We start from the raw sequence: 25,751 nt of genomic DNA on the forward strand, positions 1-25,751 counted from the left end.
CAGCCGCCTCAGGCTTCCAGGAAACGGCCGATATTGTTGAGGGGGCCGACTCCGTCGCAGATGATCTTGAGGATGGCGAGCATCGGGACGGCCAGGATCGCCCCCGGCGCGCCCCACAGCCAGAACCAGAAGATCAAGGCGAGGATGATCAGCACCGGGTTGAGGGTGAAGCGCTTGGCCAGCAGCATCGGCGTGACGATCTCGCCCTCGATCAGATGGATCACCAGATAGAGGCCGGCCGGCAGGGAGGCCGCCAGGATGGTGTCGAACTGCAGCAGGCCGGCAAAGGCGAACAGGGCGACCCCGAAGAAGGGCCCCATGATCGGCACGAAATTGAGGGCGAAGGCGACGACGCCCCACAGAACCGGGTCACCCAGGCCCGTGGCCCACATGGTCAGGGCAGTGGCCAGTCCCACCAGTGCGTTCATCACGGTGATCGTCGCCAGATAGATCGAGATGTTCTCCTCGATCTGCTGCGACAGCGTCACGACCTGCCGCTTGTCGCTGAAGCGAGGCAGAATTTCGACCATACGCCGCAGGAAGGTGTCGCCGGATACCAGCAGGAAATACAGGATCAGGATCGTCTCGAAGAAGCCGCTGGCGAAATGCTGCGTGCCACGGAAGGCCGCGCCGAGAATGTCGACATTGGCACCGCCGCCGGCGCCGATCTGCTGCATGAAGCTCTGGAAGGTCTGGATCGGCTGGTTGAGGAAGGACAGGCGCTCCTGCAGCCGCGGCAGGGCATCCGGCAGGCGGGTGGCCCATTCGGTGGCGGGGCCAGCGACGGCGGCCCCCAGCCCCACGAACAGGCCGAAGAACACGAAGATCATCAGGAGGGCCGCGATGCTGCGCGGCAGGCGGAAGCGCTCGAGCTGGCGCATGACCGGCTGGAACAGCAATTTCAATACGAAAGCGAGCACCAGGGGCAGAATGATGTCGGCGGCGACATAGGCGATCGTCAGGCTCGCCAGAACGAGCAGGCAGGCCTGGATGGCCGTCTGGGGCGAGACGCTGCTAGGCCCCTCGTCGAGCTCGACGGGGGCACCGGGCTGCACGGCGGGCTTGTCGGCGGAAAGGGAAGTGGTCTGGTCTTGCATGCATGCCCCTGCTGGTAGCCCGGATTCGTTGTTTTTCGTCGGGAGTGCCTCGTCGGCACGCCATGGTCAGGCCCAACACAATGGAAGGCCTGAGAGTTCCGGCCCGCATGAAACGGACGATGATCGGGCCAGGTTCCGGCGGAACCATCGCGCAAGCAGTGCGTTTCCCGCCTGCCAGGCCGGTGTCGGCCTGGCAGCCGGCGCTGCGGCGCCCGCCCGATGCGCCCGGCATTCAAGCCACCCGCCGGGCATCCGGACGCGTGTCGCCAAGTGGGTGTGACGAAGCATGAGGCAGTTTCCTTGACCTTGCGCGTTTCATGTGAAACCGGATTTGCGACGAAACCCAAATGCTTGCATCGGCCCATGTTGCAGTGCAGTGTGCCGCGGTGATGCGCGGTACCTCTCGCTGCTCGATGCACTGGTGGTCCGCAGGACGGCCGAACGGGAGACGATGGCATGACCCAGCTCTTCGGCACCCGGATCCGTGAAGGACATCCTCATCCGCGCGGTGCGATCTGGGACGGGGCCGGCACCAATTTCGCGCTGTTTTCGGCGCATGCCACCAAGGTCGAGGTCTGCTTGTTCGATCCGAGCGGTGTCGAGGAGCTCGAGCGCATCGAACTGCCGGAATTCACCGACGAGATCTGGCATGGCTACCTGCCCGATGTCAGCCCCGGCATGCTCTATGGCTATCGCGTACACGGCCCCTACGAGCCCGAGGCGGGGCACCGCTTCAATCCCAACAAGCTCCTGCTCGATCCCTATGCCCGCGCCCATGTCGGCGCGCTGACCTGGGATCCCGCCTTGTTCGGCTATACGCTCGGCGAGGGCGATCTCAGCTTCGATACGCGCGACAGCGCCCCCTTCATGCCCCGCTGCATGGTAGTGGATGCGCGTTTCGACTGGCCGGGCAACCGCTCGCTGGTGCCCTGGGACCAGACCATCATCTACGAGACTCACGTGAAGGGCTTCACCAAGCGCCATCCCGGGATCGCGCCAGCCTTGCAGGGCACCTATGCGGGCCTCGCCTCGATCCAGTCCCTCGAGCATATCCGCTCGCTCGGTGTCACCACGGTCGAGCTCCTGCCGGTGCATACCTTCGTCGACGACGATCACCTGCTCCAGCGCGGCCTGAGGAACTACTGGGGCTACAACTCCATCGGCTTCTTCGCGCCCGATCCGCGCTATGCCGCCGACCCCGCGGGCGTGCTGGCCGAATTCAAGCAGATGGTGGCACGTTTCCACGATGCAGGCCTCGAGGTCATCCTCGACGTCGTCTACAACCACACGGCGGAGGGCAACGAACTCGGTCCGACCCTGTCCTTCAAGGGAATCGACAATGCCTCCTATTACCGGCTGATGCCCGATCAACCGCGCTACTACATCAACGATACCGGCACTGGAAACACCCTGAATGTCAGCCATCCGCGCGTGATCCAGATGGTGACGGACAGCCTGCGCTACTGGGTGAACGAGATGCATGTCGACGGCTTCCGCTTCGACCTCGGCACCGTGCTGGCCCGCGAGGTCGATGGCTTCAATCCCGATAGCGGCTTCCTCAAGGCCGTCAGCCAGGATCCCGTGCTGGAGAATGTCAAGCTGATCGCCGAGCCCTGGGATGTCGGGCTCGGCGGCTACCAGGTCGGCGGTTTCACGCCGGGCTGGGCCGAGTGGAACGACGTCTATCGCGATACGGCGCGTGACTTCTGGCGGGGCGAGGCTCGGCCTGCGGCCCTGGCGCCGCGCCTGTGTGGCTCGCCGGACAAGTTCGACCACCGCGGTCGCAAGTCCTGGGCCTCGGTCAACTTCGTCACCGCCCATGACGGTTTTACGCTGCGCGACCTGGTCTCCTATAACGACCGCCATAACGAAGCCAATGGCGAGGACAATCGGGACGGCAGCTCCAACAACCGCTCCTGGAATTGCGGTGTCGAGGGGCCGAGCGAGGATGCTGCCGTCACGGACCTGCGCGAACGTCAGATGCGCAATTTCCTGGCGTTGCTGCTGCTCTCCCAGGGGACGCCGATGATCGTGGCCGGCGACGAGTTCGGCCGCAGTCAGCGGGGCAACAACAATGCCTACTGCCAGGACAACGAGATCAGCTGGCTCGATTGGCAGGCGGCGGAAGAGGGCAAGGCACTGACCGATTTCGTCCGCAGGCTGACGGCGCTCAGACGCAAATATCCCATTCTGCGGCGATCACGCTTTCTGATCGGCGAGCGTATCAACGAGGCGATCGACGTACGCGAGGCGACCTGGATCCATCGCAGCGGCGAGGAAATGACGCGGTCGCACTGGGACGATGCGGGGGAACCTGCCTGCTTCGGCCTGTTGCTGGATGGCCGGGCCCAGGCCAGCGGCATCCGCAAGCGCGGATCGGATGCCACGCTGCTCGTCCTGCTCAATGCCCATCACGAGACGATGAGTTTCACCATGCCTCCCTGCTATGACGGTTCGGCATGGAAACGCCTGGTCGCCACCGACGATCCGGGGCTGCCCGAAGCCGACATCGCCGTCGGCGAAGCCTATGCGCTTGCCGGCCGCTCGCTTGTCCTGTTCGAGCGCGTCGATTGAGCGCGCTCCTGTTTTCCCGGTCAGATCGTCTATAGTGGCTCGAGCGCCCCAGGCGCCTATTTCAGCAGTCAGTGATTCTCAGGTCCGGAAGCGGTTTCCGGCAGCAATTTCGATTTGAGTCCGAGATCAGAAGCATGGCCGATCACGACAAGAGGACCATTCTCGTCGTCGAAGACGAGGCAGTCATCCAGCTGCTCGTCGTCGACATCCTGAACGATCTCGGCTTTGCCACGCTCGAGGCCAAGGATGCCGATTCGGCCATTCCCCTGCTGGAGGGCACGCAAGGCATCGATCTGCTGATCACGGATATCGGGCTGCCGGGCATGAACGGCTGGGATCTGGCCCGGCGGGCACGCGAGGCGAGGCCGGCGCTGAAGGTGCTCTTCCTCACCGGCTATGAAGCCGCCGAACGGCAGGATCTCGAAATGGATGAGGGGCAGGACGTCATCGTCAAACCCTTCGAGACCGGCGAATTCGAGGCCAAGGTCAGGTCGATTCTGCCTGCAGGCTGAATCGGAACAAAGGCCGGCTTCGGGCGTTCGTTCCCCAGAGCAAACGAGCATTCCCTGTTGAATGCTCATTTGCCTCAACTCGTTGTTTCGACACGCCTTTGCGATGCCGATCCATCGCAGGACGTCCTGACGGAGCCTGAGGGGACAAGAGCCGTGAAACAGCAAGCCTTCGCCGAGCCAGCCATGCACAACGCGCCGGAGCATCGTACTAGCCCGCGCAAGCCGGTCCATGGCAGTCCCGGCGCCGAATCGGGAGGCGACGATGTCGACGGCGTCCCTCCGGTGACCGTGGTGCTGGTCGATGACGACAAGGATGTCCGGCTGATCACGGCCGATTTGCTCGAAGATGCCGGCTTCAGGGTGCTGCAGGCCGGCCGCGCCGAAGCCGCGCTCGACATCCTGGCCTCGAACGGGGATGCCCGGGTCTTGATCACCGATGTCCGCATGCCCGGGCCGATGAGCGGCTATGATCTTGCCTTGAAGGCCAGGGAACGCTGGCCCAGCCTGGAAATCATGTTCGTCTCCGGCTTTGGCTTGCCGGAGCGACGTCGGCTCTATTTCGACTGCCTCCTGGTCAGCAAGCCCTTCAATCCCGACGAATTCGTCAACCAGGTGCGCGGCCTGGCCGAGCGCGCGAACTGAGCGGCGGCAGAGTCAGGCCATGTCGGGTAATGCCCGCAGCCTCGGCACGCGGGACAGCAGGATGACCAGGAGCTGGACCAGGAAGCCGATGGCGGCTGCGCCCAGGCAGGCTGCTGCGCCGGCGTAAGCGGCGATGAAGGCGCCCGCCGCCGCCCCGACCGGCCTTGCCCCGAAGGTTGCGGTCATGACCAAGGCCGAGACGCGTCCCAGCATGGCGTTGGGTGTAATCGCCTGCCGGAGCGTGGTGGTGGTGATCGTCCACAGGATCGGCCCGGCGCCGAACAGGAAATAGCTGAATCCGGCAAGGATCGGCGAAGGGAACCATACCGTCCCCAGCATGAGGAGCGAGGCGCAGAAGCCGCCGAACGGCCCGAGCACGATCATGGTGCCGAAGGAGACGCGCCGAGCCAGTGCCGGGGCGATGCCGGCTCCGGCAATCATGCCGGCCCCATAGATGCCGAGGGTGACGCCGACTTCGAAAGCCGTCAGCCCAAGTATCTGTACGGCATAGGCGACATAGACGGCCTGGATGCAGAACCAGCCGATATTGAAGAAGACGGCGGTGAGAAGGATCGGCCTGAGCAGATCGTGGCGGATGACGAAGGCGGCGCCGTCCTTCAGATCGTGCAGGAGCTTGCGGCCGGCGCGAGCCGCCAATTCTTCCTTCGGCAGGCCGGCGAGCAGGAGCACGGCCCAGATCGAGAGGATGGTGGAGAGGACATAGGCGACGGGCGCCCCGGTCCAGCCGACGAGGGCGCCGCCGAGAGCCGGACCGCCGGCATAGGCGGCACTGCGCGCCAGTTCCAGCCAACGGTTGGCATCGGCAAGCCGGGTGCGCGGCACCAGCGTGGGGATCAGGGCCGGCGCGGCGACGCTGTAGCATACCGTGCCGATGGCACCGACGCAGCCGAGCAAAGCCAGCAGGGACAGGTTCATCTGGCCGAGGCCGAGCAGCAGGATGGTGAGCGCAAGGGAAAGTGTGCGCAACGCCTCCGACGCCACCATCAGCTTTCGCCGCGAAGCGCGATCGGCGATCAGGCCGGCCGGGATGGAGAGCAGGAGAAAGGGCAGGGTCTGGGCCGTCTGGAGCCAGCCTGTTTCGGCCGGGCCGGCGGCGAGCAGGATCACGGCCGCGAGGGGCGCGGCGGCCAGGGCGATCTGCTCGGAGAGTTGGGCAAGGAGATTCGACCAGCCGATGCGCCGGAAAGCCGGCGGCAGGCGGTCTCTTTCGGGCGTCTTCATGACAGATCTCGGCAGGGAAAGGATCGCCGAACAAAAGCCGACGGCGCGGGTGCCAGCCACCCGTTTCCTGTGCTTGCCGAAGAGGTCATGCTTATCGCGCCGCTCGTCGCTGGCGGGCATCGCTCCTTGCGTGGAACGCGGTTCAGGCCGGGCGCAGGCTGGCCCGTTTGTTGAAGAACAGTGCCTGGCTGATCGTGGCCTTCACGATTTCGGGCCGGAAGGGCTTGGTGATCAGGAAGGTCGGTTCCGGCTGCTGGCCGGTCAGCAGCCTTTCGGGATAGGCCGTGATGAAGATCACCGGCAGCTCCACGCTCGCCAGGATCTCGTTCACGGCTTTCAGGCCGGAGCTGCCGTCAGCGAGCTGAATGTCGGCGAGGATCAGGCCAGGTGAGTGTTTCGCCACCTGGGCGAGTGCCTGGGCATGGGTGCGTGCGATGCCGACGACACGGTGTCCGAGCTCTTCCACGATCGATTGCAGGTCGAGCGCGATGATTGGCTCGTCCTCGATGATCAGGATCTCGGTGGCGATCTGGCGGGCGACCTCCTCGGTGGCCTCGGCCACCAGGGTGATCACTTCCTTTTCGTCGACCCGCATGATGGTGGCTGCTTCTTCCGAGGAAAAGCCTTCCATCGTGGTCAGCAGGAAAGCCTGCCGCGAGCGCGGGGCCAGGCGTTCCAGGCGCTGCTCCGGCGAGATGCCCTCGACCTGCTTGGCCGGCTCCATGTTGAGCGCCAGCGAAGACCACAATCTCAGGAACACCTGATAGAGCGCGATGCGTGGCGGAAGGGCGCGCGGAAAGGAAGCGGGATCGGCAACCAGGGCCTCCAGCGTCTCGACCACATAGGCGTCGCCGCTGGCCTGGCTGCCGCTCAGGGCCCGGGAAAAACGCCTCAGATAAGGCAGTTGCGGCGCGATCTCGGCTGCGATCGACATTGACATGCTCCCAATCGGTCGCTCATGCGGCTCCGGCAGAGCACCACAGACGAATAGTTCCTGACAATGAATTTATTTCTTCGACAGAATGGAACGTATCCGGCATGGGATGCGTTTCGCCGGTTGGTATTGCATTGCCTCCTCCCCGACGACGGGCCTTCACGCCGGCCCAAGCAGAATTTCCCGGTGAGGCCGTGGATGGGCCTCCCCAAGAAACTCTGCAGATGTTCGGTATGGTGCCGATTCCTCTCGAGCGGGTCGATGGCCCGCTCGAGAGGAATCGGCTTGGAAGCAATGTCGGTGCCAGGCCGTTTCCACGGGAGTAGCAATGTCGAGGAATAAGAAGCCAGACGAGGATCTGCCCGATCAGAGCCCCCCCGATGGCGGCAAGCTCGATCCGCAGATCCGCGACTATGTCGCTCGCTCCCTGCAGGCCCATTATGAATCGATCGTCCGGGCGCCCGTGCCCGACAGGTTTTTGACACTCCTGGCCGAGCTCGAAGAGCAGGAGAAGAAGGCCGGGGAGGGCAAGGACGATGAGCGGCGATAGCTTCAAGGACGGGCTCATCGCACATATTCCCAGTCTGCGTGCCTTTGCCGCGTCCCTGTCGGGCTCGATTACCCTGGCGGACGATCTGGTGCAGGATACGCTGCTGAAGGCCTGGGCCAATGCCGACAAGTTCGAGCCGGGCACCAATATGCGAGCCTGGCTGTTCACCATCCTGCGCAACATCTACTACTCGCTCTACCGCAAGCGTTCGCGCGAGGTGCAGGACAGCGATGGGGTCTATGCCGAGCGCCTGGCCGTCCATGCCGACCAGGAAGGGCACCTGGCGATCGCCGATTTCACGGCCGCCCTCGCCAAGCTGCCCGAGGAGCAGCGCGAGGCCCTGATCATGGTGGGCGCCTCGGGTATCTCCTATGAGGAGGCGGCGGAAATCTGCGGCGTTGCGCTCGGTACGATCAAAAGCCGCGTCAACCGGGCGAGGTCGCGGCTGGCCGAAATGCTCTCGACCAGCGATGCGGATGAAACGGGGCCGGATGCCAAGATGCTGGCGGCACTGCGGGCCGGCGGGCGCGAGCCTCCCTCGTGACGGCCCGCTTTCGCCAAGTCTTCAATAGGATCTTGGTCTTCAATAGGATCTTGGCCTTCGATACGGTCCAGGCCAAACTGCTGACCTTCTTCCTGATGGTCGCCATACCTGTCGGTGCCATCACCAGCATCATCGCGGTGGTGACCTATCGCGATGACGTCAAGACGATCGAGACGGCCCAGGCACAGACGGTCGGCAATTTCGTCGTTCGCATGGGCATCTGGTATGTCGGCGTCGTACGGGGGCTGATGATCTCGGCCGCCGAAGTCACGAACGGCGCCTCCTGCGAGGCGGTCGGCAAGGCCAATGTGGGACAGCTCGAGGGCTACCAGGCCCTGCTGATCCAGGGGGATGGCAGCCCGGCCTGCCTGTTTTCCGGCATATCCGGCCTGGACCGGTCCTCGCTTGGCGCCGAATTGGCAGCGCAGGCTGCCAAGCCGGTGCTCCAACCCCGCGCGGTGTTGTCGCCGGTAACCAGCCGCTATGATTCGGTGGTGCTCGGGGGCGAGCGCCGGCTCGTCGTCTATGCCCGGCGCGAGGGCAAGCCGGACGCGCCGGGCTGGCAGGCACTGCTGGTGGTCGCTCCGCAGGCCCTCGATCGTGTCTTCAACCTCGGTGACGGCGCGCGTGACTTCGTCGCTGCCCTGATCACCGTGCATGAGGACATCGTGTTTGCTCGGGGGCGCCCGGCGGACGACAATGGCTGGCTGCCGGCGAAGGGAACCTTTCCCGTGACCCGACAGCGCTGGGTCGCCGTCAGCGGCGCCGGCCAGACGCGGATCTACTATGCCATGCCGGCGGCGCCCGATCTCTATATCGTCGCCAGCTTCCGTGACATCCATCTGCGGGCAGCCCGCTCGCAATTCCTTTTCCTGCTGCTGGCGCCCCTCGCCGCCTTGCTGTTGTTGCTGGTCGTCTTTGCCCGGGTGATGAAACGGCATCTGGTGCAATGGCTCAAGGGCATCGAGGCTGCGTCGCGGGCTCGGCGCCATTCGGGCTGGGGACGTGTACCGCTCAGTGCCCAGATGCCGTCGGACATCCGCAATGTGGTGGTCGCCTTCAACGACATGGTGGAGGAGCAGGAAGCACGCGAGCACCGCCTGCAGACGGCGCTTGCGGCCAACCATGCCCTTACCCGCGAGCTGCATCACCGGGTGAAGAACAATCTCCAAGTGGTGCAGAGCTATATCGGCCTATCCAAGAACGCCTATGCCGGCGATGCCCGCATGGCCTTGAGCGAGGCTGAATGCAGGGTGCACGTGTTGTCGGCGGCCTATCGGGGTGCCCTGTCCGAGGGCGAGATGCATCCGGTGGCGGTCGAGCCCTTCCTGCGTGACGTCACACAGGTGATCGGCAGGCTGCTGTGCCGCCCCGGGCAAAGCATGGCTTTACGCGGGCGGACCGACATGGCGCTGCCGGTGGATCGCGCTATCCCGCTCGGCCTGCTCGTGGTCGACCATGCCTCCGCCATCCTGCATCCCGGCCTGGCACTCGTTCTCACGCTCGACATCGAGGATCTCGACGGCGGGCGCTTCGGCTTCGGATTTGCTGCCGACAGGCCGGTGGAACCGCCGCAGCCCTCGCGAATCCTGCTGGGCCTCGTGCAGCAGCTCGACGCAGCCGAGAGGAAGGACCTCGCTGCGGGTGACCTGGGTGCCTGGGAGCTTGCCGCTGCCGGCGACGGCGAGCAGCAGGCGGAAGATCGGGGGACCGGCGCTTCCGCAGCGGAATAACCCTTGCCAACGGTCATATAGTGCCTATGTTTCCTGTTGAGGGGACCGGCAGACGGTCATCGATTAGGCGATGCTCGCCTGCTGGTGCTCCTCAGGATAGGTGCCGCCTCATGGTCGATCGGTGCAGGATTGTTAGGAAATTGTAACTGAACTTTGCGCCCCCCGGCGCGTTAACAATTCAGCATGATCGGACGTTTGGCCGAGTATCAGGGGTATAGAACATGATGAACACTCTGCTTGCGGTTCTTTCGACCTTATTGGCCACGGGGCTCTGCACCCTCGCGGTAGCGTCGATGCGCCAGCCGGCTCGCGTCAAGGTCGTCGCGCGGCGCAACAGGCGGTCCCTGCCCCGGGATTGAGCCGGTTTCGTAGCAAGTAGGACGGAATGGGGGAGGAACGCGTGTTCCTCCCCCATTCCGTTTGATGGAGCTTGAACGGCCGGCCTCATCCGTCGATTGCCGCCCGGATGCGGCGTGAGAGCTGGTCGATCGAGTAGGGTTTGTAGAGTGGTCTGGTGTCGAGGCCTGATATCTCGACCCGCCCATTGTCGTCCGGCGCGTAGCCGGTGGTGAACAACACCTTGATGCCGGGGGAATGGGCCCGGGCGCGGCTGGCGAGTTCGCCGCCATTCATCCCGGGCATGACGATGTCGGTGAACAGCAAGGTGATGGGCCGGCCGGCTGCGACGAAACCGAGGGCCTCGCTCGGGGATGCGGCCTCGAGAATGGTGTAGCCGAGCCCGCGCAAGGCCTCCACCGCCATGGAGCGCACCCTGTCCTCATCCTCCACCACCAGCACGGTCTCGCCGGGATGACCATGGAAGGTGGTGGGAAGCCCGTCCCACAGGGGGCGCTGGGCCTCGGCAGCCTCCGAGCGTGGCAAATAGAGCCTGATCGTGGTGCCTTGTCCCGGCATCGATGCGATGGTGACATGGCCGCCGGTCTGGCGCACGAAGCCGAAGACCTGGCTGAGGCCCATGCCGGTGCCCTTGCCCACACCCTTGGTGGTGAAGAAGGGGTCGAAGGCGCGCGCGGCCACGTCTTCCGACATGCCGATGCCGGTGTCGATCACCGCCACGCTGAGATAGGAACCGGAGGCGATGCCGAATTCCTCGGCCTGGCTGCGGCCCAGTATGGCATTGCTGGTTTCGATGGTGAGTTCGCCACCGTCGGGCATGGCGTCACGCGCGTTCACCGACATGTTGAGCAGGGCGTTTTCCAGCTGGCTCCTGTCGGTCTCCACCGCCCAGCCGTCCGGCGCCAGGATGGTGGTGATGTGGATATGCTCGCCCAGCGTGCGCGACAGCAGGTCGGCCATGTCGGCGATCATGGCGTTGGGCGACACGGCTTCCACCGTCAGCGGCTGCTGACGGGAGAAGGCGAGCAGGCGCTTGGTCAGTGCGGCGGCGCGCTCGGCGCCGTCGAGAGCGCCGTCGATATAGCGTCCGACATTGGTCTGGCCGCGCTCCAGCTTGCGCTTGAGCAAAGTGAGGCCGCCGATGACCACGGCGAGCATGTTGTTGAAGTCATGGGCGATGCCGCCGGTGAGCTGCCCGAGAGCCTCGACCTTCTGCAACTGATGCAGGCTGTTCTCGGCCGTGGCCCGGGCGGCTATGGCGGTCTGGACCCGCTGCTCCAGCGTCTCGTTGAGTTCGCGGAGCCTGGCCTCGGCCTCTCTCTGCCTGGAAATGTCGGTATTGGTGCCGAACCAGCGCAGGATCCGGCCGGTATCGTCTCGGACCGGGGCGACGCGGGTAAGGAAAGGGCGGAAGATGCCGTCCCTGCCGCGGAGCGGGAAGACCATCTCGAAAGCGCTGCCCTGTTCGAGCGATTCCCGCCAATGCGCGATGATATCGGGCAGCTGCCGGCGGTCATGCACCGAGCGCCAGCCCCATCCCTGCATCTGCTCGAGCGATGAACCCGTATAGTCATACCAGCGCTGATTATACCAGTAGATGCCGCCATGCGCGGCGGCCATCCAGCACAGGATCGGGATGTTGTCCGCCAGGGTGCGGAAGTTGGCCTCGCTCTCGCGCAGGGCCGTTTCGGCCGCCCGGATGCGCAGCAAGGCGCGGACGGAGGCGACGAGTTCGACCGGTTCCCAGGGCTGGGCGAGGCAGGAATCGGCACCGGCTTCCAGCGCCCGCATGCGATTGTCGCCCGAAACGAAGGATGCCGAGGTCTGCAGCACCAGGGTATCGGGATAATCCTGCTTGATGATGCGGCAAAGATCGTGGCCGCTCATGTCGGGCAGCCTCTCCTCGAGCAGCACCAGGGTCGGCCGTCGCTCGCGGACCAGGACGAGGGCATCGAAGCCCGAGCCTGCTTCGATCACGTCGATTTCGCTTGCCCGGCCAAGGGCCTCGGTCTTGGCGCGCCGCTCGACCACGTGGTCGTCGAGGTTGAGGACGAGATGGCGTCGAAACTCCATTGTACCCACCAAGATCACCGCCCTGTCAGGGCTGTATTCCCATCTGCATCCTAACACGGATGCCTGAGGCGTCTTGTGATTGGACGGACGTATCAAGGATCACAAAGACACACTCGCCAATCCGTGGTCCATAACAGCCTCTAGAGCCAGCGTCCGGTCGTGAACGCGTCAGCTCTGAAGAACGCCCCTGCAGGATGGAAGGTTCCGGGCTCGATGCCACGGCCTGTTTTCGGCCGTTCGGCGTGCCGTGGACGCTGCCATCATGCTCTTGACGTGCCATGCCCATGCGCCCGGTCTCTCGTCGTTCAATCAGAGATGAGGGTTATCAAAGCGCTTTGAGATGCCGATTTTGGTTGAAATCTAGCTTCCTCGCCCTATCTTAACGAGGGCACGCATCCGCCTTCCGAAGGTTGCTCCATTGAGGGGAAGGAAATTGATCGTGGCGGGGAACCGCCGGGATCATGGCGGGTTGAGGCTATGTGCCATCGCGCGATGCTCGCCGCGCCCGGCTTGTTCCGGGCACCTGGACGATAGGTGTTTCGAGTTCGTCCGCGGGGACCGGAAGCCGCCGGTCGCGGTAGATTCAGGTTTGAGCCTGACAAGGCCAGACAGACTCTAGGCCATGGGCGTTACTTGCCATAACCCAGACCGGGAGAGACATTGATGAGCAATGAGATAGAACAGAAGATCCGCGACAAGGCCCATGAATTGTGGGTCTTGGACGGACAGCCGGAGGGGCGCGAATTGTTCCATTGGGACCTCGCACGCCAACTGGTGCTGCAGGAAAATACGGCCGAGTTCACATTGGTGCCGACACCGCCCTGCATCGAGGATCTGATCGACCCGCTGGCCGCGCCGGACAATCTGCGCGAGATCCCGGACCTCACCCATCTCGGGGAAGATGCGGTGGAACCCGAAATCCCGCTCAAGAAGGTCGCCGGGGGACGCGGCTGAAACCGATCGCCGAGAGCATGGCTCTTCTCCTGCGGCCGGAGCGCAAAGGCGCGTTCCGGCCTTGAATTGTGGCAGCCCGTCCGGTGCCGATGACGACGCTGACTGCCAGTCCCATTCCTTGAAATTCGCCCTTTCGAGCGGCTGAAATCGCAAAATCCGCCCCGAATGCCCGCCTGACGCTTGCCTCCGCGCGCCAAGGTGCTTACTGCGAACGCTGACCGATTTGATAGGAAGCGTCCGCATGTCTGCCTCTTTGAACCGCCTCGTCGATGAGATGTTGGCGAATGCCTTTTCAGCCTGTGGATTGCCGACCGAGACCGCCCGAGCCACCCGCTCCACACTGCCGGAGCTCGCGGACCTGCAATGCAACGGCGCCATGCCGCTGGCCAAGAGCCTCAAGCGCAATCCGCGCGAGCTCGCTGCCGAGATCGCCGAAAAGCTGAAGGACCTCCCGGCCTTCAAGGAAGTCTCGGTGGCTGGCCCCGGCTTCCTCAATCTGCGCCTGTCCGATGAATTCCTGTCCGAATGCGCCGCGGCCCAGGCCGCCTCGCCCGATCTCGGCATCGTGCAACTGCCAGCAGATACGGTGGTGCTCGACTATGGCGGCCCCAACGTCGCCAAGCCGCTGCATGTCGGCCATCTGCGCGCCTTGGTGATCGGCGAGAGCCTGCGGCGCATCAATGCAGCCCAGGGCCTCAACACGGTCTCCGACATCCATCTCGGTGATTGGGGCCTGCAGATGGGCCAGCTGATCTCCGAGATCCGGCTGCGCTGGCCCGACCTCGGCCCGGGCGAGGCGCCGGACCTGACCATGGACGACCTGCAGCGCATCTATCCGGAGGCCGCCGCGGCCTGCAAGGCCGATCCCGCCCGCATGGAACTCGCCCGCGCCGCCACCGCCGCCTTGCAGGCGGGCGATCCCGACGCCACGGCGATCTGGCAGAAGCTGCGCGACATCTCGCTGACGGCGCAGCGCGTCGACATCGATCTTCTCGACACCCATTTCGATCTTTTCCTGGGCGAAAGCGACGTGCAGCCGCTGATCCCCGGCATGATCGCCGACATGCGCGCCAAGGGTGTGGCGGTGGAAAGCGAGGGCGCCCTGATCGTCGACGTCGCCACGCCCGGCGACAACAAGCCGATGCCCCCGCTCCTGCTGCAGAAGAAGGACGGCGCGGCCCTCTATGCCACCACCGATCTCGCCACCATCGTGGCCAGGGTGCGCGACCAGGACCCCAAGCGTATCGTCTATGTCGTCGACCAGCGCCAGGAACTGCATTTCCGCCAGGTCTTCAAGGCGGCCGAGCGGGCGGACCTGGCACCGGGCGTCGAGCTGATCCATGCCGGTTTCGGCACGGTGAACGGCGCCGACGGCAAGCCCTACAAGACCCGCGAAGGCGGGGTGGCGCAGCTCAAGGACCTGCTCGGCGAGGCGATCGAGAAGGCAGGAGAGCGTCTGGTCAACGACGATCCGACGCTCGATCGCATCGAACTCGCCAAGCTGGTGGGTCTCGCCGCGGTCAAGTTCGCCGATCTCTCCTCCTACCGCATCTCGGGCTACATCTACGACGCGGACCGCATGGTCTCCTTCGAAGGCAAGACCGGGCCCTATGTGCAATATGCCTGCGTGCGCATCGGCTCCATCCTCGCCAATGCCGAGGCCAAGGGGTATCAGGCCGGCGCCCTGCAGGTGGCGGCTCCGGCCGAGCGCGCCTTGGTGCTCGAATGCGCCAGGCTGCCCGAAGTGGTCGCTTCCGCCGGACGCAACAATGCGCCGAACGAGGTCGCCGACTATGTGTTTTCGGTGGCACAGGCCTTCAGCCGCTTCTACACCGATTGCCCGGTGCTGGCCGCCGATACCGAGGCCGAGCGTGCCTCCCGCCTCGCTTTGTGTGGCCTTGCTCGTGCCGTGCTGGCCAAGGGGCTGTGGCTGCTCGGCATCGCGGTTCCCGAACGGATGTGACGTGCGAGCGCGGGAGTCTCTTCCCGCGCCCCCGATTTGCTGCTACGCACGCCTCGAATTGACTGACAAATAGAGGCGGCCTTCATGAGCCAGCATTCCATCGCCATCATCGGCGTCGGCAAGATCGCGGTCGACCAGCATCTGCCTGTGATCGCCAAGAACCCGGCCTTCCGGCTGGCCGCCCTGGTCAGCCAGCGCGGCGTCGAGCAGGCGGGCGTGCCGACCTTCCGCACCCCGGCCGAGCTCTATGCCGCCATGCCGGATCTCGACGCGGTGGCGATCTGCACGCCGCCTTCGGTGCGCCACCAGGTGGCGCTGGAGGCGCTGAACGCCGGCATGAACGTGCTCCTGGAAAAGCCGCCGGCGCCCACCGTCAGCGAGCTGGCCGATCTCGTGCGCCAGGCGGCGGCCCGGCGCTGCGTGCTGTTCGCCACCTGGCACTCGCAATACAATGCCGGGGTCGAAGAAGCGAAGAAGCGCCTGGCCGGCCGCAAGATCGCCTCCCTCGCCATCACCTGGAAGGAAGACGTGCGGCGCTGGCATCCGGGCCAGGAATGGATCTGGCAGCCGGGCGGCTTCGGTGTGTTCGATCCGGGCATCAACGCTTTGTCGATCCTGACCGAGATCGCGCCGGAGCCCTTCTTCGTCACGGCCGCGACACTGACCTATCCCGCCAATCGCGATACGCCGATCGCGGCCAGACTGACCTTCGCTTCCGATGCCGGCCTGCCCGGCGCTGAACTGACGGCCGAATTCGACTGGCGCCAGACCGGCGACCAGACCTGGACGATCGAGATCGTCATGGAGGACGGCACCCGGCTCACGCTGATCGACGGCGGTTCCAAGCTCGCCGTCGACGGCAACCTGACCGTGGCCGAGCCGATGGCCGAATATGAAGGCATCTATGCCCGCTTCGCCGGCTTGCTCGATCGCGGCGAGAGCGCGGTCGATGCAGCGCCCTTCCACCTGGTCGCCGACGCCATGGTGGTGGGCAAGCGCGAGACCACCGACGCCTTCGAGTGGTGATCGCCCGAGGCTGTCACGGGGCATTGCTCACCTCTCCTCCTTTTAGGTCGTGCGGCCCCTCACCTTACCTCTCCCCGTAAGAACGGGGCGAGGGGACTTTGACGTCGCGTTTCATGCCGAGACCGCACCATCTCGCTCAACCGTTGGGCGAGATGAATGGACCGAGGGCCAGTCGCAACGCCTGTGCCTCCTCGCCCCGTTCTTACGGGGAGAGGTAAGGCGAGGGGCAGCGCGACCGTGAGCGATTATCTCTCTGCCGGATGTCCTTCATACCAAAAGCTATTTCGAAGACTCGGATGCATCGACATTCCCGAGCTTTGGTATCAATAGGTCGCCCGGCCGCCGGAAAGATCGAACACCGCGCCCGTGGTGAAGGAATTCTCCCTGGTGGCCAGCCAGCAGATCATGGCGGCCGCCTCGGCGAGTTCCAGCATGCGCCCGCGCGGGATCTTGGAGAGGATCATCTTCAGGAAGTCGGGATCCTGGCTCATCGCCATCGTGGTCTTGGCCACGGCCGGCGTCACCGCATTGACCGAGATGTCGTATTTGGCGAGTTCCTTGCCGAGCGACTTGGTCAGCGCCAGCACGCCGGCCTTGGTGGCGGAATAGGCGGGGGCGCCGGGATTGCCTTCCTTGCCGGCAACCGAGCTCAAATTGACGATGCGCCCGTAATTGCGGGCGATCATGTGCGGCACCACGGCGTGGCAGACATGGAAGGTGCCGACCAGGCCGATATGCACCACCTCGGCGAAGGCCTCGGGCGGGTATTCCCAGGTATTGGCATTGGGGCCGACGATCGCGGCATTGTTGATGAGGACGTCGATCTGGCCGAAGCGCGCCAGGGTCTGCTTGACGCCGGCCTCCACCGAGGCGAGGTCGCCGATGTCGACATTGAGGGCCTGGACCTTGCCGTTGCGGCCATATTTGACCTCCAGGGCCTGCAGCAGGGAAGCGTCCCGATCCCAGATCGAGACGTTGCCGCCGCCGGCCAAAATGCGTTCGGCGACCGTCAGCCCGATGCCCTGGCCACCTCCGGTGACGATGGCGGCCTGTCCTGCGAAATCGTAGCTGTTCATGGGAACGTCCGGGGAAACTGGGATGAGGGAAGGCCGGCGCGGGATTTCCCACGCCGGATCGGTGTCAGAAGTTGAACTGGTCGATATTGCCGGCGTCGAAGGTCGTCAGCTCGGCCTGGGTGTTGATGATGTGATCGGCCCCGATGGTGATCTCACCCAGGCCGGGAACCTCGAACTTGGTGCCGGGCTCGTTCTTGATGGTGCCGTTCTTCACGCCCACGGCGAAATAGGAGGTGAGCAGGCCTTCATTGTAGGGGCTCCAGAGCTGGAAGGCCTTGAGCGTGCCGTCCTTGATGAAGGGGCGCATCTGGTTGGGCGTGCCGAGGCCGGTGAGCGTGATTTGCTTGGCCTTGCCCTGGGTCTGCAGCACCTGCGCCGCTGCGGCGACGCCCACTGTTGTCGGCGAGATCACGCCCTTGAGGTTGGGGTATTTCTGGATCAGCGCTTCCATCTCGGTGGTGGATTTCTGTGGATCGTCGTCGCCATAGGCCACGGCCACCAGCTTCATCTTGGCATATTTGGCATTGCCGGCGAGGCTGTCCTTCATCGCCGCGATCCAGGTGTTCTGGTCCGGCGCGTCGGTGGTGGCGGAGAGGATGGCGATTTCGCCCTCGTAATTGATCTGCGAGCCCAGGAGTTCGACCTGGCTCGGCCCGGTCTTGGTGAAGTCGACGGGCAGGATGCCGGCATCGCGATGGTCGAGATTGCCGACGAGGTCGCCATTGACCGCCAGCACCAGGATGCCGCGCGAGCGGGCGCGGTCGAGCACCTGGTTGAGGGCATCGGGGCTGTTGGGGGAGATGGCGATCACGCCGACGCCGCGCTGGGTCTGCGCGGTGATGAAGGGGATCTGCGAGGTGGCTTCGGCGGTCGCCGGGGCCTGCATGTCGAAGTCGCAGCCGACCTTGGCGCAGCCGTCCTGGAAGCCCTTCACCAGCGAATCGAAATAGGGATTGCCGGTGTTCTTGGGAATATAGACGATCGAGACCTTGTCGGCCGCCTGCGCACTGACGGCGGCAGTCAGGGCCAGTCCGAGCGACAGCCCGAGCAGCAATGTTTTCCTCAGCATGAATCCCTCCTGATGGTGGTCGCAAGCCGGTTTCTCCCGGCTATCTCTGGTTGCGGGCGTAGATCGTGTTGGTTGCGATGATGGAGACGATGAGCAGGAGGCCCATCACCGTGAGCTGGTAGGTCACCGGGATGTTGGCGACCGTCATGCCGGTGGCGATGATCACCAGGAGCCAGGAGGCGATGAAGGTGCCGGCGATGGTGCCGCGCCCGCCGAAGATGTAGGTGCCGCCGAGCATGACGATCAGCACCATCTGCAGCTCGCCGCCGGTGGCGAGATCGTAGCGCACCGAGGCCAGCCGCGAGGCCGCCGTGAGGCCGCAGAGGGCGCTGGTGAGGCCCATCGCCAGGAACAAAGCGAATTTGATGCGCCGGACCTTGATGCCGGCATGGCGGGCGGCGATCTCGCTGGTGCCGATCTGGTAGATCTGCCGTCCCAGGATGGTGGCGCCGAGCACGAAGGCCAGCACCAGCGAGGCGACGGCGAAGATCAGCACCGGCACGGGCACGCCGAAAAGGGTGCGGTAGTCGATGCCGACGAACCAGGCCGGGAACTTGCCGATGGATTTGTCGCCGGCCAGCACCTGGGCGAGGCCGCGATACATGATCAGCGTGCCGATGGTGACCATCAGCGAGGGCAGGCGCAGCCACAGCACCAGGAAGCCGTTGAAGGCGCCCATCACGAGGCCGGCGGCAAGGCTTGCCGCGATCGCCCAGCCGATCGGCAGGCCGGCCTGGAATACGGTGCCGAACAGGCAGGCCGTCAGCGCCATGGTGGAGGCGGGAGACAGGTCGATCTCGCCGGCGATGATCACCAGGGTCAGCACCAGGGCGATGATTGAGAATTCGGCATAGTAGGTAGCGCTTTCCAGGATGAAGGTCAGCGAGGCGAAGAAGGGCGAGAGCAGGCAGGCGATGACGATGGCGGCTGCCAGCAGCACCAGGGTCATGGTCTCCGGCCGCACCAGCACGGTACGCCAGAGCGGCAGCGGCTTGGCGGCGTCCTGCGGCGAGACGGCGGTGGCGGGGGTCTGGCTCATGGGTGCCCCCTTTGCTGGCCGAGACGAGGGTTCCTTACCCTCCCCCTCCAGGGGAGGGTAAAATGTGTGTCGGTGCTGGTCATGCCGCATCCCTCGCCAGCAGGCCCTTGAGGCCGCCCTGCCTGACGCTGCGGTCGATCACCAAAGCGGCGAGGATGATTGCGCCGTAGATCGCCTGCTGCCAGAAGCCGGAGACGCCGAGGATCGGCAGGGCCACGCTGACGGCGCCGAGCAGGAGCACGCCGAGCACGGTGCCGGCGACCGAGCCAGAGCCGCCATTGATCGAGACGCCGCCGATGACCACGGGCGCGATCACCGTGAATTCGAAGCCGACGCCGGTGATGCCGGGATTCACATAGCCGAAGCGCGAGGCGTACATCACGCCCGCAAGCCCGGCGAGAGCCCCGGAGAGCACGAAGACCAGCACGGTGATCGGCGCGGCGCGGATGCCGCGCAGCGGCGCCGCTGCCGGGTTGGAGCCGATGGCGTAGATCTGGCGCCCGAGCCGGGAATGGCCGAGGAAGAGATAAGTGGCGAGCGCCACGGCAAAGGCGATCAGGATGATCCAGGGAATGCCGAAGACGGGCGAGGTCTGGCTGAGCTCGATCAGGCCGCGCGGAATATATTGCGGATCGACCTGGCGGGCATCGGAGATGAAGAAGATCAGGCCGCGATAGAGGCTGAGCGTGCCGAGCGTCACGATGATGGAGGGCAGCCTGAAGAGGGTGACCACCAGCCCGTTGATGAGGCCCAGCGCGCCGCCCACGGCGATCGCGGCGACGACACCGACCATGACGGGCAGCTCCGGATGGTCGCGCCAGAGCATGCCGGCCACGATGGCGGAAAAGCCGAGGATCGAGCCGATGGAAAGGTCGACATGGCGGGCGACCAGCACCATCATCTCGCCCATCGCCGCCACCATGATCAGGGGCACCGCGAGCAGCACGATGCGCAGCGTCTCGGCGGAAAGAAAGCGCGGCTGGATCAGGCCGACGATGATGGCGAAGAGCGCGATCATCACCACGATGCCGGCCTCGCGCCGGCGCAGGAGGCTGGCAATGCTCATGCGGCGGCCCGTCCATCCGGGTTCGACTTGCGGCGCGGCACGGCGGCGTGCATCACGCTTTCCTCGCTGGCCTCGCCGCGGAGAAGATTGGCAGTGAGGCGCCCTTCCGACATCACCAGCACGCGGTCGCTGAGCGCCAGCAGTTCCGGCAGTTCGGAGGAAATCAGCAGTACGGCGCGACCCGAAGCGGCCAACTCGCCGATCATCTCGTAGAACTCGGCCTTGACCCCGATGTCGATGCCGCGCGTCGGCTCGTCCAGGATGAGGATTTCGGGGTCGGTAAGCAGCCAACGCGCCAGAATGGCCTTCTGCTGGTTGCCGCCGGAGAGTTCGCCGATGGGTTGGCGCAGGCTGGCGAGGCGGATGCGCAATTTGCGCACCTGTTCGCGGGCGATCGAGCGTTCGAGGGCACGACGAATGACGCCGCCCGGGGCCACCTTGCCGGGCACGGCGGCGGTGATGTTCTGTTCGACCGGCAGGCTGCGGAAGATGCCGGCGACGGCCCGGTCCTCCGGCACGAAGGCGAGGCCTTGCGCCACCGCATCCGCCGGCTCGCGGATGGCGACGGTCTTGCCGTTGATCTCGATACGGCCGCTGGCGGCGGGAGCCACGCCGAACAGAGCGCGCGCGACATCGGTGCGGCCGGCGCCGACCAGGCCGCCAAGGCCGACGATCTCGCCCTTGCGCACCTCGAAGCTGATGTCCTCGAACTTGCCGGGCAGGCTCAGGCTGCGAACCGCCAGCGCCACCGCGCCGATCTGCGACTTGTGCTGGGGAATATAGCCTTTCACCTCCCGCCCGATCATCAGGCGGATGATGTCGGCGTCGGAGAGGCTGGCGGTTTCCTCGGTGGCAATCCTGCTGCCGTCCCGGAAGATGGTGACGCGGTCGCACAGCGCCCGCACTTCCTCGAGCCGGTGGCTGATGAAGATGATGGTGCGGCCTTCCTGGCGAAGCTGGCGGACGATGCCGAACAGGGTTTCGACTTCCTTGGGCGTCAGCGGAGCCGTCGGCTCGTCCATGATGATCAGCCGGCTGTCGCTGGCCAGCGCCCGGGCGATCTCCACCATCTGCTGGTCGGCGATGGAAAGGCCGCGCATCGGCTTGCCGACATCGATGGCGATGCCGAGCCGGGCCATCAGGCCTACGGCCTCGCGCCGGAGCTCGCCCCAGCGCACCCGCCCGAGTGCCGGGCCTTCATGGCGGCCGAGCACGAGGTTTTCAGCCACCGAGAGATCGGGGAAGGAGATCGGTTCCTGGTGGATCAGGGTGATGCCGAGCTTCTGGGCGACCAGCGGCGTAGCCACCTCCACGGGCGTGCCGTTGAGGGCGAGCGAGCCGCGGCTGGGACGGTGCACGCCGGCGATGATCTTGGCGAAGGTCGACTTGCCGGCCCCGTTCTCGCCGAGCAGGGCATGGATTTCGCCGGCATGGAGGTCGAGATCGACATCACGCAAGACTTCGACGCCGGCAAACTGCTTGGAGATGTCGCGGGCCGAAATCAGGATCGGCAGCGCTCTTGCAGGCTCGCCCGCCCTGTTCATGGCGTGGGCGCGTCCTTGTCGATCAGGCCTTCGGTCTTCAGGTCGGACCAGAAGCCCGCCGGGATCGGGGCGTGATGGGAGGCGACGTTCTCGACGATCTCGCTCGGCTTCACCGCGCCCGGGATTTCCGAGACCACGGCTGGATGGGCGAGCACGAATTGCAGCGCCGCCGCCGGCAGGGCCACGCCATGCGCCTTGCAGACAGCCTCGATGCCGCGCACCTTGGCCTGCACGGCCTCCGGCGCCTTGCTGTAATTGTAGTTGGCACTGCCGCCCGAGCCGGTGACCAGGATGCCCGAGGCGAAGGGCGAGCCGATGACGACGCTGACCTTTCGCTTCACGCATTCGGCCATGCCGGTATGGAGGCACCCTTGGTCGATCAGGGTGTAGGGCATCGCCACCAGCACGAAGTCGAGATCGACCAGGGGCGCCACCGTCTCCAGGGCGTCGGCGGTGTTGATGCCCATGCCAATGGCCTTGATCTCGCCGCGCCGCTTCAATTCCTCCAGGGCCTTGATGCCGGAATAGACCAGGTCTTTCTTGCGGTAGCCGAAATCCGGGCCCTGATAGGCAGCGTCGAGGTTGTGGATGACCAGGGCGTCGATGGTGTTGAGGCCGAGCCGCATCATCGACTGCTCATAGGAGCGCATCACGCCGTCATAGGTGTAGTCATAGCGGTGCTGGAAGGGCAGGCCGCCGAGCCACATCTCCGATTTGAAGGTCGAGGGGTCGAAGGGGCGTTCGAGGATGCGTCCGACCTTGGTGACGAGCTGGTATTCGTTGCGCGGCCGGTGCCGGAGGCCGTAGCCGAGGCGGTGTTCGGAGAGGCCGAGACCATACCAGGGCGCGGTGTCGAACAGGCGCACGCCCGCATCCCAGGCGGCGTCGATGGTGGCGGTGGCATCGGCCTCCGTCACCAGGCTGTAGAGTTCGCCCAGATGCGCCGCGCCATAGCCGAAGGTCGGCACGGTCATCGCTGTCTGGCCGACGCGGCGGCGCTCGAATTCCTTGGGCATTGCGGCACTCCCGGGCACTTCTGGATTGGCGGTTCCGGGCAGCCCGGCCGCATTTGCGGCTAAGTTGTCAGACAAAAATTAGTTTGACAAGTTTTTACTGGCTGGCGGAGAATGGCTGCGATGTCAGGCTGACGCACCGTGGCGCCGCCCCTCACCGTACCTCGCCCCGTAAGAACGGGGCGAGGTACGGTGAGGGGCGGCGCGACATCGGACATCGAGAATAGTTGCGTTCAGCTTGAACGCACTTTGCGCTGAGGATGCCATGCCCGATTTTCCCGTCATCGACACGCATCTTCACGTCTGGGACCATTCGAGACTGAAATATTCGGCCTTCGAAGGCAGCCCGCTCTTTTCCAAGAGTTATCACGTCGAGGACTACCGGCGCGACCTTGGCGACGTCGAGGTCGAGGCCATGGTCTTCCTCGAATGCTATGCCGATTTCTGGGAGGGTGGCGGCCAATATCTCGACGAGATCCGCTTCGTCGAGGAGGAGGCCCGGCGCGATCCCGGCATCCGGGCGATCGTGCCGATGGCGCCGCTGGAATGGGGAAGCCGGGCCGAGCCGATCCTGGCCGAGATGAAGGAAAAGCACCCCGCGGTGCGCGGCATCCGCCGCATCGTCGAGTTCGACGCCGACCCGCGCGCCCTAACCCTGTCCGACGGCTTCATCGAGGGCGTCAATCTCCTCGAGAAATTCGGCTATCATTTCGAGATCAACGTCCATCATCACCAGATGGATATCGTGCGGGAATTCGTGAAGCGCATCCCGCATGTACCGATGATCCTCGACCATTGCGGCAAGCCCGGCATCAAGGAAGGCGCCATCGCGCAGTATCGCGACGACGTGAAGGAGCTGGCGCGCTGCCCCAACCTCTTCATCAAGCTCTCCGACCTGCCGGTGGAAGCCGACCTCGCGAGCTGGACCGACGTGGACCTCAGGCCCTACATCGACGCCACCTTCGAGAGCTTCGGCATCGACCGCACGATCTTCGCCATGGACTGGCCGATCTGCCTGCAGGCCACCAGCATGACGCGCTGGGTCGAGACGCTCGATCGCGCCCTGGCCGGCTTTTCTGAAGAGCACCTGCGCAAGTTCTACCGGGATAACGCCAATTCCTTCTACCGCCTCGACCTGTGAGGCAGTAAGGCACTGCTGTGAGCAAGCTGATCAAAGACCCCGATTTCAGCGATCTGGCCGCCCTGGATGCCGGCGAGGCCTTATCCGAGCCGTTCGGCGGCGGCGCGCTAGAGCGGCGCCCGATTGCCGAGCAGGTCGCCACCCGCATCATGGGCATGATCAAGTCGGGCAATCTTCGCTCCGGCGACCGCCTGCCGACCGAGCAGCAGATGGGCATCGCCTTTGGCATCTCGCGCCCGCCCTTGCGCGAGGCGCTCAAGGCGCTGACCCTGATGGGGGTGCTCGAAAGCCGCCAGGGCGGGCGCTACAGCGTCACCGACCTGTCGCCGAGCCGACTGGTGGCGCCATTCTCCACCATGCTTTCCTTCGCCGACTATGACGTGCGCGAGCATTTCGAGGCACGGGTGGTGGTCGAGCTCGAACTGGTGCGGCTCTGCGCCGAACGGGCGGACGAGGCGACGCGGGCGCGCATCCTCGAGTTGGCCGTCGACGGCCGCGCCTTTCATGAGGATCCGGTCGCTTTCCGCCTGCTCGACATCGAGTTCCACCGCGCCCTCTATGGCGGCGGCGGCAGCCGCCTGCTCGCTGCGATGGCCGAGGGGCTCTACGATGTCGGGCTCGACGTGCGCCGCGTCGCCAGCGCCCTGCCTGGCGTCATCGAGATCAGCGTCGCCCAGCATGTCCAAATCGCCGAGGCCGTGATGGCCCGCGACGGCGCTGCGGCCACGGCCGCCTATCGCCGGCATCTCGAACATGTACGCGATACGTCCGGCCAGGCACAGGACGTCATCGGCGCCGAGGCGGCTGCCAAGCGCTGATCAGGCTTCCGAGTTCGCACCAAACGCTTCGAGGACATCTCTCATGCCGGACCGCATCGCCTTTCGCATGAACCTGAACCCCGGCCAGGCCGCCGAATACGAAAAGCGCCATGACGAGATCTTTCCAGAGCTGGTGACGCTGCTCAAGGAGGTCGGGATTTCCGACTACACGATCTGGCTCGACCCGGAGGACCACCACCTCTTCGCCATCCTCACCCGCAGCGACGACCACGGCTTGGGCCGCCTGCCCGACGAAGCGGTGATGAAGCGCTGGTGGGCCTTTATGGGCGACATCATGGCGACCAATCCGGACAGTTCCCCGGTACAGGTGCCGCTGAAGCGGGTGTTCTATCTGGCGTGAAGTCGCTTAGCCTGCTTCGTGATCCATGTTTTCTGCATAGGACAGGGCATGGATCTGGTAGCCGGGCCTTGTCTTGATGGCTTCGGCGCGAATGATGCGGGCTCGAACGAAGGGGCTTTCCACGCCACCGCATCGCAGGATCAGATCTGGTGGTGCTGTGCCGAGCCAGTCCCTTACGATCTCGCGCGACTGGGATGTCGCAACGAAGATATAAGCGAGGCTGGGCCAAGCCTCGTCCTCATCCAGGCCCCAGATCTGAATGACGACATCGGCCACATCGTCACGATCGCGGATTTTCAGCAACAGATCTCGAAACCCTGCAATGCCGAGACTCAGGATCGCCAGGTTGGGGGTCGCTTCGCGTGTAATCCCCTCGCAAAAGAAGTCCTCGATCGAGACCATGGGTAGGCGATCGGCCCAATC

At 65.0% G+C, this 25,751-nt stretch carries 23 protein-coding genes; 12 read left to right on the top strand and 11 right to left on the bottom strand.

Going from position 1 to position 25,751, the window contains the following annotated elements; genetic code table 11:
* Window positions 1–8: 8 nt before the first annotated feature.
* Window positions 9–1,097, bottom strand: a complete 1,089-nt coding sequence (locus ACIGJE_RS04485; protein ID WP_311934211.1) for an AI-2E family transporter — start codon at window positions 1,095–1,097, stop codon at window positions 9–11.
* 456 nt (window positions 1,098–1,553) lie between these two features.
* On the opposite strand from ACIGJE_RS04485, the gene glgX reads away from it, so the two are divergent.
* The 3 genes from glgX to ACIGJE_RS04500 all read left to right on the top strand — a co-directional run bounded on the left by glgX (window position 1,554) and on the right by ACIGJE_RS04500 (window position 4,825).
* A complete protein-coding gene (gene glgX / locus ACIGJE_RS04490) occupies window positions 1,554–3,671 on the top strand; it encodes a glycogen debranching protein GlgX (protein ID WP_415084923.1) in 2,118 nt (705 codons plus the stop codon).
* A 134-nt stretch (window positions 3,672–3,805) separates the two neighbouring features.
* Window positions 3,806–4,183, top strand: a complete 378-nt coding sequence (locus ACIGJE_RS04495) for a response regulator (RefSeq protein WP_311934213.1) — start codon at window positions 3,806–3,808, stop codon at window positions 4,181–4,183.
* Window positions 4,184–4,336: 153 nt separating this feature from the next.
* A complete protein-coding gene (locus tag ACIGJE_RS04500) occupies window positions 4,337–4,825 on the top strand; it encodes a response regulator (RefSeq protein WP_415084925.1) in 489 nt (162 codons plus the stop codon).
* A 12-nt stretch (window positions 4,826–4,837) separates the two neighbouring features.
* Here ACIGJE_RS04500 and ACIGJE_RS04505 read toward each other — a convergent pair whose 3' ends face one another.
* Window positions 4,838–6,067 (bottom strand): MFS transporter, encoded by a 1,230-nt coding sequence (locus ACIGJE_RS04505; protein WP_415084927.1) that lies wholly within the window; start codon window positions 6,065–6,067, stop codon window positions 4,838–4,840.
* Window positions 6,068–6,209: 142 nt separating this feature from the next.
* Window positions 6,210–7,001 (bottom strand): response regulator, encoded by a 792-nt coding sequence (locus tag ACIGJE_RS04510; protein WP_415084929.1) that lies wholly within the window; start codon window positions 6,999–7,001, stop codon window positions 6,210–6,212.
* Between the two features lie 328 nt (window positions 7,002–7,329).
* On the opposite strand from ACIGJE_RS04510, the gene ACIGJE_RS04515 reads away from it, so the two are divergent.
* From ACIGJE_RS04515 to ACIGJE_RS04525, 3 genes are read left to right on the top strand one after another with little or no spacing between them, the layout of a single operon-like run.
* Window positions 7,330–7,551 (top strand): NepR family anti-sigma factor, encoded by a 222-nt coding sequence (locus ACIGJE_RS04515; RefSeq protein WP_068292011.1) that lies wholly within the window; start codon window positions 7,330–7,332, stop codon window positions 7,549–7,551.
* On the top strand, window positions 7,538–8,095 hold the full coding sequence (locus ACIGJE_RS04520; RefSeq protein ID WP_311934217.1) for a sigma-70 family RNA polymerase sigma factor: 558 nt from the start codon (window positions 7,538–7,540) through the stop codon (window positions 8,093–8,095). The genes ACIGJE_RS04515 and ACIGJE_RS04520 overlap by 14 nt, the downstream gene beginning before the upstream one ends.
* A 50-nt stretch (window positions 8,096–8,145) precedes the next feature.
* On the top strand, window positions 8,146–9,828 hold the full coding sequence (locus ACIGJE_RS04525; protein WP_415084931.1) for a sensor histidine kinase: 1,683 nt from the start codon (window positions 8,146–8,148) through the stop codon (window positions 9,826–9,828).
* A 444-nt stretch (window positions 9,829–10,272) separates the two neighbouring features.
* Here ACIGJE_RS04525 and ACIGJE_RS04530 read toward each other — a convergent pair whose 3' ends face one another.
* The gene (locus ACIGJE_RS04530; RefSeq protein WP_367623644.1) at window positions 10,273–12,258 is read right to left on the bottom strand and encodes a response regulator; all 1,986 of its coding nucleotides are present in this window, start codon (window positions 12,256–12,258) and stop codon (window positions 10,273–10,275) included.
* 663 nt (window positions 12,259–12,921) lie between these two features.
* Between ACIGJE_RS04530 and ACIGJE_RS04535 the strand changes: the two genes are divergently transcribed.
* The 3 genes from ACIGJE_RS04535 to ACIGJE_RS04545 all read left to right on the top strand — a co-directional run bounded on the left by ACIGJE_RS04535 (window position 12,922) and on the right by ACIGJE_RS04545 (window position 16,201).
* Complete coding sequence (locus ACIGJE_RS04535) at window positions 12,922–13,212, top strand: DUF2934 domain-containing protein (protein WP_311934220.1); 291 nt, start codon at window positions 12,922–12,924, stop codon at window positions 13,210–13,212.
* A 241-nt stretch (window positions 13,213–13,453) separates the two neighbouring features.
* Window positions 13,454–15,175 carry an arginine--tRNA ligase gene (gene argS, locus ACIGJE_RS04540; RefSeq protein ID WP_311934221.1) on the top strand — a complete coding sequence of 574 codons (1,722 nt, stop codon included), beginning with the start codon at window positions 13,454–13,456 and terminating at the stop codon, window positions 15,173–15,175.
* Between the two features lie 84 nt (window positions 15,176–15,259).
* Window positions 15,260–16,201, top strand: coding sequence for a Gfo/Idh/MocA family protein (locus ACIGJE_RS04545; protein ID WP_311934222.1), 942 nt, complete (start codon window positions 15,260–15,262; stop codon window positions 16,199–16,201).
* A 323-nt stretch (window positions 16,202–16,524) separates the two neighbouring features.
* On the opposite strand, the gene ACIGJE_RS04550 is transcribed toward ACIGJE_RS04545, so the two are convergent.
* The 6 genes from ACIGJE_RS04550 to ACIGJE_RS04575 all read right to left on the bottom strand — a co-directional run bounded on the left by ACIGJE_RS04550 (window position 16,525) and on the right by ACIGJE_RS04575 (window position 23,011).
* On the bottom strand, window positions 16,525–17,277 hold the full coding sequence (locus ACIGJE_RS04550; protein WP_311934223.1) for an SDR family NAD(P)-dependent oxidoreductase: 753 nt from the start codon (window positions 17,275–17,277) through the stop codon (window positions 16,525–16,527).
* A 64-nt stretch (window positions 17,278–17,341) separates the two neighbouring features.
* Window positions 17,342–18,346, bottom strand: coding sequence for a substrate-binding domain-containing protein (locus tag ACIGJE_RS04555; RefSeq protein WP_311934224.1), 1,005 nt, complete (start codon window positions 18,344–18,346; stop codon window positions 17,342–17,344).
* A 40-nt stretch (window positions 18,347–18,386) separates the two neighbouring features.
* Window positions 18,387–19,385 carry an ABC transporter permease gene (locus ACIGJE_RS04560; RefSeq protein ID WP_415084935.1) on the bottom strand — a complete coding sequence of 333 codons (999 nt, stop codon included), beginning with the start codon at window positions 19,383–19,385 and terminating at the stop codon, window positions 18,387–18,389.
* 79 nt (window positions 19,386–19,464) lie between these two features.
* Window positions 19,465–20,451, bottom strand: coding sequence for an ABC transporter permease (locus tag ACIGJE_RS04565; RefSeq protein WP_415084937.1), 987 nt, complete (start codon window positions 20,449–20,451; stop codon window positions 19,465–19,467).
* Complete coding sequence (locus ACIGJE_RS04570) at window positions 20,448–21,995, bottom strand: sugar ABC transporter ATP-binding protein (protein ID WP_311934227.1); 1,548 nt, start codon at window positions 21,993–21,995, stop codon at window positions 20,448–20,450. Before ACIGJE_RS04570 ends, ACIGJE_RS04565 begins: the two co-directional genes overlap by 4 nt.
* The gene (locus ACIGJE_RS04575) at window positions 21,992–23,011 is read right to left on the bottom strand and encodes an aldo/keto reductase (protein WP_483679400.1); all 1,020 of its coding nucleotides are present in this window, start codon (window positions 23,009–23,011) and stop codon (window positions 21,992–21,994) included. The genes ACIGJE_RS04570 and ACIGJE_RS04575 overlap by 4 nt, the downstream gene beginning before the upstream one ends.
* Before the next feature lie 262 nt (window positions 23,012–23,273).
* Here ACIGJE_RS04575 and ACIGJE_RS04580 point away from each other — a divergent pair, with 262 nt between their 5' ends.
* The 3 genes from ACIGJE_RS04580 to rhaM are packed head-to-tail and all read left to right on the top strand — an operon-like array spanning window position 23,274 to window position 25,328.
* Complete coding sequence (locus ACIGJE_RS04580) at window positions 23,274–24,149, top strand: amidohydrolase family protein (RefSeq protein WP_415084941.1); 876 nt, start codon at window positions 23,274–23,276, stop codon at window positions 24,147–24,149.
* A gap of 17 nt (window positions 24,150–24,166) precedes the next feature.
* The gene (locus ACIGJE_RS04585; RefSeq protein WP_367623652.1) at window positions 24,167–24,967 is read left to right on the top strand and encodes a FadR/GntR family transcriptional regulator; all 801 of its coding nucleotides are present in this window, start codon (window positions 24,167–24,169) and stop codon (window positions 24,965–24,967) included.
* A gap of 43 nt (window positions 24,968–25,010) precedes the next feature.
* The gene (rhaM, locus tag ACIGJE_RS04590) at window positions 25,011–25,328 is read left to right on the top strand and encodes an L-rhamnose mutarotase (RefSeq protein WP_415084944.1); all 318 of its coding nucleotides are present in this window, start codon (window positions 25,011–25,013) and stop codon (window positions 25,326–25,328) included.
* 6 nt (window positions 25,329–25,334) lie between these two features.
* Here rhaM and ACIGJE_RS04595 read toward each other — a convergent pair whose 3' ends face one another.
* Window positions 25,335–25,730 (bottom strand): hypothetical protein, encoded by a 396-nt coding sequence (locus ACIGJE_RS04595; RefSeq protein ID WP_311939897.1) that lies wholly within the window; start codon window positions 25,728–25,730, stop codon window positions 25,335–25,337.
* Window positions 25,731–25,751 lie beyond the last annotated feature (21 nt).

This window comes from Labrys sp. E2SS-1L, assembly GCF_057073705.1.